This is a genomic window from Bacillus sp. 7894-2, assembly GCF_002272225.1.
Lineage (GTDB): Bacteria > Bacillota > Bacilli > Bacillales > Cytobacillaceae > Cytobacillus.
The window spans coordinates 1-10,345 of record NZ_NPDG01000014.1; the positions used below are offsets into that span (position 1 = coordinate 1).

At 40.3% G+C, this 10,345-nt stretch carries 13 protein-coding genes; 4 read left to right on the forward strand and 9 right to left on the reverse strand.

Annotated features, from left to right (window positions below):
* Window positions 1-64: 64 nt before the first annotated feature.
* Window positions 65-994 (reverse strand): lysylphosphatidylglycerol synthase domain-containing protein, encoded by a 930-nt coding sequence (locus CHI10_RS02930; protein ID WP_286136935.1) that lies wholly within the window; start codon window positions 992-994, stop codon window positions 65-67.
* Between the two features lie 219 nt (window positions 995-1,213).
* On the opposite strand from CHI10_RS02930, the gene CHI10_RS02935 reads away from it, so the two are divergent.
* From CHI10_RS02935 to CHI10_RS02945, 3 genes are all read left to right on the forward strand, one after another.
* Window positions 1,214-1,504: a hypothetical protein gene (locus tag CHI10_RS02935; protein ID WP_095242798.1), complete on the forward strand. Its 291-nt coding sequence runs from the start codon at window positions 1,214-1,216 to the stop codon at window positions 1,502-1,504.
* Between the two features lie 28 nt (window positions 1,505-1,532).
* The gene (gene yidC / locus CHI10_RS02940) at window positions 1,533-2,321 is read left to right on the forward strand and encodes a membrane protein insertase YidC (protein WP_095242800.1); all 789 of its coding nucleotides are present in this window, start codon (window positions 1,533-1,535) and stop codon (window positions 2,319-2,321) included.
* A gap of 107 nt (window positions 2,322-2,428) precedes the next feature.
* Window positions 2,429-2,983, forward strand: a complete 555-nt coding sequence (locus CHI10_RS02945) for a YhcN/YlaJ family sporulation lipoprotein (protein ID WP_095242801.1) — start codon at window positions 2,429-2,431, stop codon at window positions 2,981-2,983.
* Between the two features lie 38 nt (window positions 2,984-3,021).
* On the opposite strand, the gene CHI10_RS02950 is transcribed toward CHI10_RS02945, so the two are convergent.
* The 7 genes from CHI10_RS02950 to CHI10_RS02975 form a co-directional block, all read right to left on the reverse strand.
* Window positions 3,022-3,225: a DUF6501 family protein gene (locus CHI10_RS02950; protein WP_048011117.1), complete on the reverse strand. Its 204-nt coding sequence runs from the start codon at window positions 3,223-3,225 to the stop codon at window positions 3,022-3,024.
* A 55-nt stretch (window positions 3,226-3,280) separates the two neighbouring features.
* A complete protein-coding gene (locus CHI10_RS02955) occupies window positions 3,281-3,523 on the reverse strand; it encodes a hypothetical protein (protein WP_095242803.1) in 243 nt (80 codons plus the stop codon).
* Window positions 3,524-3,611: 88 nt separating this feature from the next.
* Window positions 3,612-4,058, reverse strand: a complete 447-nt coding sequence (locus tag CHI10_RS02960; RefSeq protein WP_095242805.1) for a VOC family protein — start codon at window positions 4,056-4,058, stop codon at window positions 3,612-3,614.
* Window positions 4,059-4,166: 108 nt separating this feature from the next.
* A complete protein-coding gene (locus tag CHI10_RS02965; RefSeq protein WP_095242811.1) occupies window positions 4,167-5,036 on the reverse strand; it encodes a gamma-glutamylcyclotransferase family protein in 870 nt (289 codons plus the stop codon).
* A 95-nt stretch (window positions 5,037-5,131) separates the two neighbouring features.
* Entirely contained in the window at window positions 5,132-5,284 is a 153-nt protein-coding gene (locus CHI10_RS22190) for a hypothetical protein (protein WP_179288935.1), read from the reverse strand.
* Between the two features lie 159 nt (window positions 5,285-5,443).
* Window positions 5,444-7,099 (reverse strand): AMP-binding protein, encoded by a 1,656-nt coding sequence (locus tag CHI10_RS02970; RefSeq protein WP_095242807.1) that lies wholly within the window; start codon window positions 7,097-7,099, stop codon window positions 5,444-5,446.
* A gap of 202 nt (window positions 7,100-7,301) precedes the next feature.
* Window positions 7,302-8,096, reverse strand: coding sequence for a VOC family protein (locus tag CHI10_RS02975; protein WP_095242808.1), 795 nt, complete (start codon window positions 8,094-8,096; stop codon window positions 7,302-7,304).
* Between the two features lie 210 nt (window positions 8,097-8,306).
* Here CHI10_RS02975 and sda point away from each other — a divergent pair, with 210 nt between their 5' ends.
* Entirely contained in the window at window positions 8,307-8,438 is a 132-nt protein-coding gene (gene sda, locus CHI10_RS02980) for a sporulation histidine kinase inhibitor Sda (RefSeq protein ID WP_035330849.1), read from the forward strand.
* A gap of 488 nt (window positions 8,439-8,926) precedes the next feature.
* On the opposite strand, the gene odhB is transcribed toward sda, so the two are convergent.
* Window positions 8,927-10,180: a 2-oxoglutarate dehydrogenase complex dihydrolipoyllysine-residue succinyltransferase gene (gene odhB, locus CHI10_RS02985; RefSeq protein ID WP_095242810.1), complete on the reverse strand. Its 1,254-nt coding sequence runs from the start codon at window positions 10,178-10,180 to the stop codon at window positions 8,927-8,929.
* Window positions 10,181-10,345 lie beyond the last annotated feature (165 nt).

A 10,345-nucleotide genomic window follows, 5' to 3' on the forward strand; every position in this document is an offset into this window, starting at 1 on the left:
ATTGTTGGCAAAAACAACATTTTATACGAAAAGAGCCAAAAATAAAGAGCCCCTAAAGGCTCTTTTACATTTTAAAGCTGTTTTTTGGCAATCCGTTATTCCAAATCTGATTCATGATAAAGGGTGTGCCGATAAACACAGGAACAATATAATAGCTGAGACGATAGAACATGAGAATCAAAAGCCCCAGTTCTGATGGGACACCCTGGGATTCCAGTCCAATTAAAAATACAAAGTCAAAGGATCCTATTCCGCCTGGTATCATACTCGCAATACCGGCACAAGCAGAGATGATGACAATCGGAAACAAAACAAAAAATGGAATCGATACTTCAAGGGCTCTGGCAATTCCCCAGATACATATGATAATAAACAGCCACTCCAGTAATGAAACCGTCAGCAGTTCCCCTGCAAACCCCTTCTTGATATGCTTTGTATTCCAAAATGACGACTTAAAAAAGTAAACGCCCAGCAGCAGCGGTGTGTAAGCAGCGACAGCCCAGACGGCGAGTTTTATAAGTTTTACATCATCATACAAATGTAAATCGGTAAATAGGACGACCCATGACAATATAGACAAGCCTGTTAGGTAAAATAGTGACAGCTTGGCAATTATTTTGATATACGGTGTACTGCCTGTCAGGTAATCTTTATAAAAATAGGACCTGAGTGTAGCTCCTGCCACACCTCCCAGTCCGATAAAGTTAGAGAATGCGTTAGCAGATAAAGAATAAAATACAAGCTTTTTTTTAGGAACCCTTATTCTGAACAGTCTTTGCAATATTTCATCATAAAAATACATTGGAAAAAGTGCAGCCAGTCCCAATAAAAGGATAAAAAATATTCGGCGGACGGTTAGCCGGTCAATATAAAGCTCAAGGAGAGCCCAATTAAAATCAGTGAATATCCCTTTTGCTTCAAGCATGACAAACAGCAAAATGAATAAGGGTACAAGGAGTTTGGCAAGCGTGATAATTGTTTTTTGTTTGAACAAGGACAAAATACCCCACCATTCATTAAGTGAACTAGAGATAATTTAATCTCCCTGATAGAGTGTATCATACAAAAGCTTAATATATATATACTTTTTCCTATTATATTCCTATTTAGTGACAATAGAATGGACAAGAAATAAGTTTTTGCAAATGGTTCAATATCAGCAATTGTTATCAATACAGCATTCAATTATACTTACATATGTGAATAGAGGTGAATGGACATCTTTGAACTATTAATTGAATCGTCTTTTATTTCATCAGAATATACTCTTTATTTAACATATATCATTGGATTAGCTGCTAAGCTGTTAATTATTTGGAAAATCACGCCAGCTTTTTATAGTCCCGGTAATATCGGGAATGAACAAAACGAATATGAAAACCTTCCAGAGTTTTGCATGGACCGGGCCTTTATTTGCGATTCGATACAGTCATGGATGGCAAAGCTGATCCTGAAAAAAGGCGACCAAAGCGATGAGCCGGAAAGCCTCTCCCCTATTTTATAATAAAAATATAGCGGGAGGTTTGACCTGAATGAGAAAAATAAAACGGTTGCTGGCCATTACTATGATCACTATATTGCCAATATTCTTATCTGCCTGTCAGGCACAAGGAGGACAAGGAACAAGCTTTTTCCATCATTATTTTGTCAATCCGTTTGCATTGGCCATACATGGAACGGCTGTCTTCTTTCATGGTAATTTCGGACTGGCCATTATCTTCATTACTATCATGATCAGGCTGATATTAATGCCTTTAATGCTTAAACAATATAAAAATCAAAGCTTAATGAAAGAAAAAATGGATAAGTTAAAGCCTGAACTTGAAAAAATCCAGCAAAAACTGAAAATAGTGAAAAAACCGGAGGAGCAGCAAAAGCTGCAGCAGGAAATGTTCGGTTTGTATCAATCACACGGAGTGAATCCTTTGAATGCGGCGGGATGCCTTCCAATCTTAATTCAAATGCCCATTTTAATGGGGTTCTATTATGCCATTAGAGGAAATCAGGAAATTGCGGCACATTCATTTCTATGGTTTAATCTGGGTCATTCTGACATTTGGATCACGATCATTGCAGGAATAGTGTACTATCTTCAGTATCGGTTCACGCTTAGCAATATGACTGCGCAAACGCCAAAGCAAATGAAATTCATGGGTTTAATGTCTCCTGTAATGATTATGCTGGTTTCTTTAAATGCTCCTGCCGCTTTGCCGCTATACTGGACTGTGGGCGGATTGTTTTTAGTTTTTCAATCATGGCTTGGAAGAAGATTATATAACAAGAATAAAACTGATCATGTGCAGTTTATGTCAGAATCGTAATGAACGAGGAGCGGGCTTAATGCCTGCTCCTTTCTTGTTTAAAGAAATTTGAATAACAGTATCTATTCTTGGAAAGATAAGGGGGAAAATCAAAAGGAGGAATGTGTATGATTAAGCATAAATTTTTGATGGCAGGAGCACTGTCAGCTGCATTGCTTGCAGGCTGTGCCACGAATGATACTGATATGAATGAAACAGCTCAGAGAAACAGAGACCTGACAGAGCCGACTAAAGTGAACGACAGCAGCTATGGAGAAAATGGACGCACCACTGAGCCGGGGATTGATCTTACCCGCACGGGAACGGACAATGATAATCAAAATGATTCTCCGAGAATGAAGGTTGCTGATAAAGCTGCCAATAAAATTACCTCTATACCAGAGGTTGAGTCTGCGAATGTCATCGTGACTGACAATAATGCCTATGTGGCCGCAAGGTTAAAAGATGGAAATGGGGAATTGACTAAGGATGTCGAGGGGAAGATTTCAGATCAGGTTAAAGCCGTCGATCAGGACATCGATAACGTATATGTTTCTGTTAACCCCGACTTTTATGACCGAATGACAGGATATACAGAGGACATTCGGGCAGGTCATCCAGTAGCAGGATTTTTTGATGAATTTACGCAAACTGTGCGCAGAATTTTTCCGACACAAAGGTAAAAAGAAAACGGCCCATAACAGGCCGTTTTCTTTTGCGATCAAGCATCCTGGAAGTAGTCTTTATAAAATCCGCTTACTTTTCCGGAATTGTCTACAATGAAATAAAATTCTTCCGTTTCATTTTTTACATCATAGATATTCCCTGCTGTTAAAGCCCGGTTTACAATGTATTTTGCTGCATCAGTGTGCACACATTTTACTTTTTTCAGTGTTTCGCGTTCATGCCAATTTAAATGAATCACTTTTGCCACTCCTTCAAAGTCTGAATTGCTTATATGTTTAGTTGTTTAGTTTTTATTATAATGAATAGGAACGGTTGTCTGCAACCAGATTCTCTTTAGTGGCTGGCATTAATCTCATTATTTTTCGAAGTCGCTTGATTTTATCAGCCTCAAATGTATAAACTTCTCCAGTTAACGAGTTTTTCATTGTTACATAGTTAATTTCGCAGATTTGGTCTGTTCGTACTAATTCCAAATAATCATAATGTTCATTATCATATTCCACTTCATAAAAGCCATTATCTGCTAATATTTTCATTTTGATGACCCTCTTTCTAAGATGATGGCAAAGGTTATATACCACCCGCTTAGCCTGTTTCAAACCACCAAATGAAATTTTGCAGGAATTAGCTTAGTTTTTCCCACTCACTCAGGTGCATTGGATTTAGGTGTGGTTTTGCCTCCCCCTCCAAGACAGCGATATATTCTAATGAGTGGCCGTCCGGATCATAAAAATAGACTGAAGCAGCCGGCATCCATGTATGGACAATTGGTTCTGCCGGTGATAGGCCAAAGCTTTCCCTGACCTCGATCTCTTTTCCGGTTAAAAACGGAATAATTCCCCGGAGCTTCTCAGGCGAAACAGAAAAGGCTATATGATTTCTCCTTATTGGGGTGTCTTTTGTTTCCCAGATGCCCAGCATATTCTCTTTATTTTCACCCAGAAAGAAAAATGCTGCTTTCCTGTCTTCTGTTGTGTAAGCAACTTTAAAGCCGAGGTTTTCATAAAATTTGATGCTTCTTTCCAAATTGCTTGAGTTTAGATGTGCTTCATATAATTTTGCTCCCTGCATGGTATGGTCCTCCAATTCATTTTTTATCTGTTTTTATTGTATAAAAAGGAATACCCTTGCCATACAGAAAAAAGGATGAACTTGTGTTCATCCTTTAGTCGTATGCTATCATGCATCCAGTCGAATCTTAACTCCCAATTTTTCCAGCTGCTGTTCGAGCTTTTTGTAATAATCATCACTTACTCTTCCTCTTGCGCCACGGAGAATTTCAAGAGCGTAATGGTCAGGCGGGGGCAGCTCCCCTTTTTTATTATAGACATGGAAAGTCAGGACATTTTTGTACAATTTGCTTCCTGCCTGGACATTTACAAAGGCAGGACGGTACCATTGTCCGTAAAAACCTTCCCTTTGGAACAGGTATTCAACAGCTTCAAAGGGGAGTTCATATAAAACGCCTTCAGTAACACCGCCATTTTCAATAATATCTGCCCTTCCTCCATCATCTCTGGAAAACAGGTATTGCATTGAATAGCCGGCCAATATTCCCCCGCCTACAATCGTTTTGAAATGGTGATCTACCTTGGCCACGCAAAATCGTTCATCATCCATACAGGATCCGTAAGCAAAATAATAGTTCTTCTCCGGCTTATCCTTCATAAGCTGGTATAGCTTCCAATCTCCGTGAAGGATTGGTTCTGCAAGCAGGTCATCCCTTGAGGATACATATACAAGTGCATTTACTTCTCCATTATCCGTATGGACAGTCTGTTCTACCCTGTCGTATAAGTTGTCTTTTCTCCCCGGGATATAATCTTCCAAATCATCCAGATCGGAAAAATGATCCAAATGCACTTCATAAAGCTCGCCATACACTTTTTGGTCAAGTGATGGTTTCATAGATGGATAGCCCAGTCCCGTATCAAATAATTCTCCATATACCCATGCCTGCTCGGCAATGCAGGGACTTCCTTTTAGAACAAAGTGATTTGTTTCATGCATTCTTAAGGTTCCATATACAAACAATTTCTGTGTAGTCATAAGCAAAACATTCCCCCTTGGTTCTCTCTTTTGTCTATTATAGTATCATTTTCTGAAGATTCTTTTCAAAAAAAGAAGACGGAGAAACATCTCCGTCATTCCTGGCATTGGCAGGCATCCAAATTCTTTATTACCGGAAGCCTGCAAATTAGTTTGTTATTTGAGGTATTATGGTGTGGTGTTATTAAATCCATTTCTTTTTGTTTTGCATTCATTAAAGCTTCCATTACATACATTTCATCATACATCTGCTCTCGCTCCTTTTCTCATATCTTTAATTCCATTTTAATTTCTCAAAAGCTTTATCACATTGGCTCTGAGGAGGAGATATTTTAAGTCTTTTGAACGAAAGAAGATGGAAAATGAAAAAAAAACCTGCGGGAAGTTCCCCTGCAGGTTTCGTATGGCTATTGTTTTAATGTATTAGCATTTTCAATGACTTCTTTAGCCTGTTCACGCAATCTGAACTTTTGGATTTTGCCTGAAGCTGTCATTGGATATTCTTTAATAAATTCCATATAGCGTGGGATTTTATGGCGAGAAATTTTTCCTTTGCAGTAATCTCGAAGTTCTTCTGCCGTTAAGTCAGAGTCTTCCTTCGCAATTATCCAGGCGACCACTTCTTCACCATATACAGCATCAGGAACCCCAACCACCTGAACGTCGAGAATCTGCGGATGAGTATAAAGGAATTCCTCTATTTCACGCGGATAAATATTTTCTCCGCCGCGGATGATCATATCTTTTAGTCTGCCGGTAATTTTGCAGTACCCGTTCTCATCCATTACAGCGAGATCCCCGGTATGGAGCCAGCCATCCTCATCAATAGCTTCTTTTGTAGCATCCGGATTTTTATAATATCCCTTCATGACATGGTAGCCTCTGGTACACATCTCCCCCTGGACGCCGGCAGGGACTTCGTTATTTGTCCCCGGCTCTACAATTTTTACTTCTACATTCGGCAATGCCCTTCCGACAGACTCGACTCTAAGTTCAATTGGATCATCTGTCCGTGTCTGGGTTATGACAGGCGATGACTCTGTTTGTCCATAGGCAATGGTTATTTCGCTGGCGCCCATTTTTTCGATAACGCCTTTCATGACCTCAATTGGACAATTGGAGCCAGCCATTATGCCTGTACGAAGGGTGGATAGATCATATTTGCTGAAATCAGGATCATTCAGCTCTGCGATAAACATTGTCGGCACCCCATGAAGGCCTGTACATTTCTCATCTTGGACCGTCTGCAGAACAGCTTTAGGACTGAATTCCTGCACTGGAACAATGGTGGCGCCGACGGATATGCATGCCATCGTTCCCAGCACACAGCCGAAGCAATGGAAAAATGGAACAGGAATACATAAGCGGTCATCTTTTGTTAATTGCATACAATTTGCGATATTATATCCATTGTTAACGATGTTATTGTGGGTTAGCATAACCCCTTTTGGAAAGCCTGTCGTTCCGGATGTGTATTGCATATTTATGGCATCGTAAGGATCAAGGCTTTCCATCCGCTCATCGAGTTCACTGTCAGTGACAGATTCGCCCATCCGGATAATATCTTCCCAGCTGTATGTCCCTGGAAAGCGCTTTTCTCCCATTACGACAACGTTTTTTAAGAAAGGAAGTTTTTTGCTTTTCAGCTGCCCCGGTTCGGAATCCTTCAGTTCAGGGACAATGCTGTATAGCATTTCTATGTAAGAGGTTTCTCGGAACTTTTCCATCAGAACAATCGTTGTACTATCAGATTGCTTTAATAGATATTCGAGTTCAGCAGCTTGATAGTTTGTATTAACGGTTACAAGGACAGCTCCCATCTTGCCTGTTGAAAACTGGCACGTAAGCCATTCCGGCGTGTTTGTCGACCATGCGGCAATATGTTCCCCTTTTTCAAGGCCCAGCTTCATGAACCCTTTGGCAGCAAGCCTGCAATATTCATTAAACTCCTTATAACTCATTCGGAGCCCGCGATCGGCATAAACTACAGCTTCATGATCAGGGTGAAGGCCGGCTTTCTCCTCTAGGAGCTTCCCTACTGTAAGATTCAATAATTCTGTCATCCAGAAATCCTCCTTGGTATATGATCTCATCATTATGCAAAAGATTCCTCTAAGAAGAATGTTATAAAACGCTTACATTTTATGTTAACACATATTGCTGAATATTCAATATTTTCATATAGTGATAGTTTATTATTTTTATAAGATGAAAAAAGCTCCCCTTAAAAAGGAGCAGCAGGTTTAAGTTGTAACTTTTCTCCCGTTAAAAATAAAGACCTTCATATAGCCATATTTCTTTTTCAAGGCTTGGCGTCAATTGAACAGCAAAGGGCTTTTCACCTCTTTTTCGAAGGACCTCCATCGTCCTTCCATTCTCGTATAATGGCTGGCAAAAGATGATATTTACTGAACCAATCACAATGGATGCTCTTTTTTCTTTTCCGTCATGGCTCATATAAATATCAGCCCCGGAAGCTGGAATGATCTCCTGCCATGCTGAAGCAGATTTTTCACAGTCTTTTGAAGCTATATAGACTGCTTCAATCTTTTTAGCAGCAAGCTTCTCATCAATTAAGCCTTGTTGTCTCAGTACTTCTAATCTTTTATCGTCTTCCATGCCCCAGTCAATAAAGAAAGGGTATTTATAATCTGGGTCTTCCTTTATAAAGAGCATTTTCCATGAAAGGATGCTTCCATCAGCCCTCTTTCTGCTTCCATCAAAGATTGGAAAGGTCTTAAAGCCCTTTTCCGTTAATTCACTCTGCAGCTCCTCAATATTATTGGTTCGGAAACAAATTTGGCCAATCCCTTCTCCAAGTCTAATTTCTTCTGTCAGCTGTTTAATAAGAGGATTATCTGTACTTAAGGCAATATGATCCTTTTCAATCGATAAAAATTCGAGGTAGGAATGCCCAATGTACAAAAGACTGTTATAAGTTCCCCAGTTTTCATGACTGCCCCCGGTGATTGCCTTATATCCATGATCCCTCCATTTTGAAGCAGCAGCAGCCGGCTCAGCATTTATAAAGTGAACAATATGATCAAGCGTTACATTCATATGAAGATTCTCCCTTTATTCAGTAGTTAGATAAATTTTACCTTTCCTATAAAACAACGTCTACTGTCTGCTCTTGGGATTAGAATTTGCAGAAAAATGTCACCATAATGTAATAAATCTTTTTTTAATAAAGGGTTCACAAAATCTTAAATAACCTTTACAATAATAAAAAATAGAATATTCAATCCATTTAACCAGGAGGTATGCATAATGAAAATTATGAGTAATGAACAGCTGGTCGTCTCGTATCGTGATGCATTAAAGTCAGGGTCTGAAAAGGAATGGATTAGGATATTAAAAACAGAAATTCAAAAACGCGGCTTAAGACCGTTTAAAGAGTAAGTTTCAAATTCCATATTAGTTAGCCAAATACTTAGTGAATATGTAGAGCGGGAGCTATTCCCGCTTTTTTTATTATCTTCGGACGTATGCTGCGAGTTTGTTTGCTTTTTTTATATTTTCATAGTCCTCTTCACTTATAACTCCTAATTTCTTTAACACGGCACTATACTGCAGAATTTTCATTTGCCTTCTTTTCAAGGTTATCACCTGCTTTTTAATATACTATTCATAACCTGTACATTGTTTCCTTAATGCAAATAATTTTCCATAACGAAAGCGGAAGCGCCTTGCTCACCCCCGACAAGCACAAGACGATCCACCTGGAAAGGCGTTCTTTGCCTTTTTGGGTGGATGGGCTTGTGACCTCGAGGGGGTAGGCGCTGGAGCTGGATTCAGATACTCTTCCAAAGTATTAATATCGTTCATTTTTATAGTATCCTACGCCAATAAAAAACCAGAACGGAATTCCGCTCTGGTTTCATTATTTATTAAGCTTCGAAAAGAAGGCTTTCCGGATCTTCAATCAGTTCTTTAACACGTTTCAGGAATGTAACTGCTTCTTTTCCGTCAACAATGCGGTGGTCATAGGATAGTGCGATGTACATCATTGGACGGTTTTCCATTTTTTCAGCATCTATCGCAACCGGGCGCAGCTGGATGGAGTGCATTCCAAGGATACCAACCTGAGGTCCGTTTAGAATTGGCGTAGACATCATGCTGCCAAAAACACCGCCATTTGTGATGGTGAAGCTTCCTCCCTGCAGATCTGAAAGAGCAAGTTTATTGTCTCTTGCCTTCACTGCAAGGTCCATGATATCTTTTTCGATTTCAGCAAAGTTTTTGCGGTCTGCGTCACGGACAACCGGAACGACAAGACCTTCAGGAGCTGATACAGCGATTCCAATGTCATAGAATTTTTTCAGAACGATTTCATTGTCTTGAATTTCAGCATTTAAGTAAGGACTCTTTTTAAGTGCTGCAACAACGGCTTTTGTGAAGAATGACATGAAGCCAAGCTTAACATCGTTTTCTTCAAAGAATTTATCTTTCCGCTTCTTGCGAAGGTTCATCACATTTGTCATGTCCACTTCATTGAATGTTGTCAGCATGGCTGCCGTTTGCTGAACTTCTACCAAACGGTTTGCAATTGTCTGGCGTCTGCGGGACATTTTGATCCGTTCCACTTCTTTGCCGCCGGACGGCTGTTCAGCAGGTTTGGAAGTGGCTGCCGGTTTTGGTGCTTGCGCCTCCGGTTTTGCCTGATTTGGATTGTAGGATTCAACATCCTGTGTTCTGATTCGGCCCATCGGATCGGCTGTCGGCACCTGGCTCAGGTCAATGCCCTTTTCTCTTGCCAGTTTTCGTGCTGCAGGTGAAGCGATTGGACGCTGTCCGCCAGTTTTTTCTTCAGCTGCAGGCTGTGCCGGCTGCTCCTCTGCCTTAGGTTCTTCAGCTTTAGCTGCCTCAGGCTTTTCTTCGGTTTTTTCCGGTGCAGGTGCAGCTTGTCCGCTTTCATTCACGATAGCAATGGTTTCACCGACATTAACTGTGTCGCCTTCCTGTGCTTTGATTTCCTGTAAAACTCCGCTATGTTCAGAAATGATTTCAACATTTACCTTATCCGTTTCTAGTTCGACAACATAGTCACCTTTACTGACTGTGTCACCAGGCTGTTTCAGCCACTGTGCTACCGTACCTTCTGTAATGGATTCCGCCAATTCTGGAACTTTGATTTCTGCCACCTTAATTTCCTCCTTCTTACTTGCGTGATAAAGTGAAACTTCATTCAGTGGGTGATTTTTCCCACTGATTGTTAGTCGCGTTCTAGTGTCGCTAAGATCTCCGCTAACGCTTCGATCAATCGACACTACGAACCCGATTGGTTCAACTAAGCCTCTGCCTGTGCA

What these genes read in the sequence shown, in the direction of transcription:
- CHI10_RS02955 (WP_095242803.1), bottom strand. Translation starts at nt 3,523, where the DNA reads ATGAAAATATTAGCAGATAATGGCTTTTATGAAGTGGAATATGATAAT.
- CHI10_RS02945 (WP_095242801.1), top strand. Translation starts at nt 2,429, where the DNA reads ATGATTAAGCATAAATTTTTGATGGCAGGAGCACTGTCAGCTGCATTG.
- CHI10_RS02970 (WP_095242807.1), bottom strand. Translation starts at nt 7,099, where the DNA reads ATGACAGAATTATTGAATCTTACAGTAGGGAAGCTCCTAGAGGAGAAA.
- CHI10_RS22190 (WP_179288935.1), bottom strand. Translation starts at nt 5,284, where the DNA reads ATGTATGATGAAATGTATGTAATGGAAGCTTTAATGAATGCAAAACAA.
- yidC (WP_095242800.1), top strand. Translation starts at nt 1,533, where the DNA reads ATGAGAAAAATAAAACGGTTGCTGGCCATTACTATGATCACTATATTG.
- CHI10_RS02960 (WP_095242805.1), bottom strand. Translation starts at nt 4,058, where the DNA reads ATGCAGGGAGCAAAATTATATGAAGCACATCTAAACTCAAGCAATTTG.
- CHI10_RS02965 (WP_095242811.1), bottom strand. Translation starts at nt 5,036, where the DNA reads ATGACTACACAGAAATTGTTTGTATATGGAACCTTAAGAATGCATGAA.
- sda (WP_035330849.1), top strand. Translation starts at nt 8,307, where the DNA reads ATGAAAATTATGAGTAATGAACAGCTGGTCGTCTCGTATCGTGATGCA.
- CHI10_RS02935 (WP_095242798.1), top strand. Translation starts at nt 1,214, where the DNA reads ATGGACATCTTTGAACTATTAATTGAATCGTCTTTTATTTCATCAGAA.
- CHI10_RS02975 (WP_095242808.1), bottom strand. Translation starts at nt 8,096, where the DNA reads ATGAATGTAACGCTTGATCATATTGTTCACTTTATAAATGCTGAGCCG.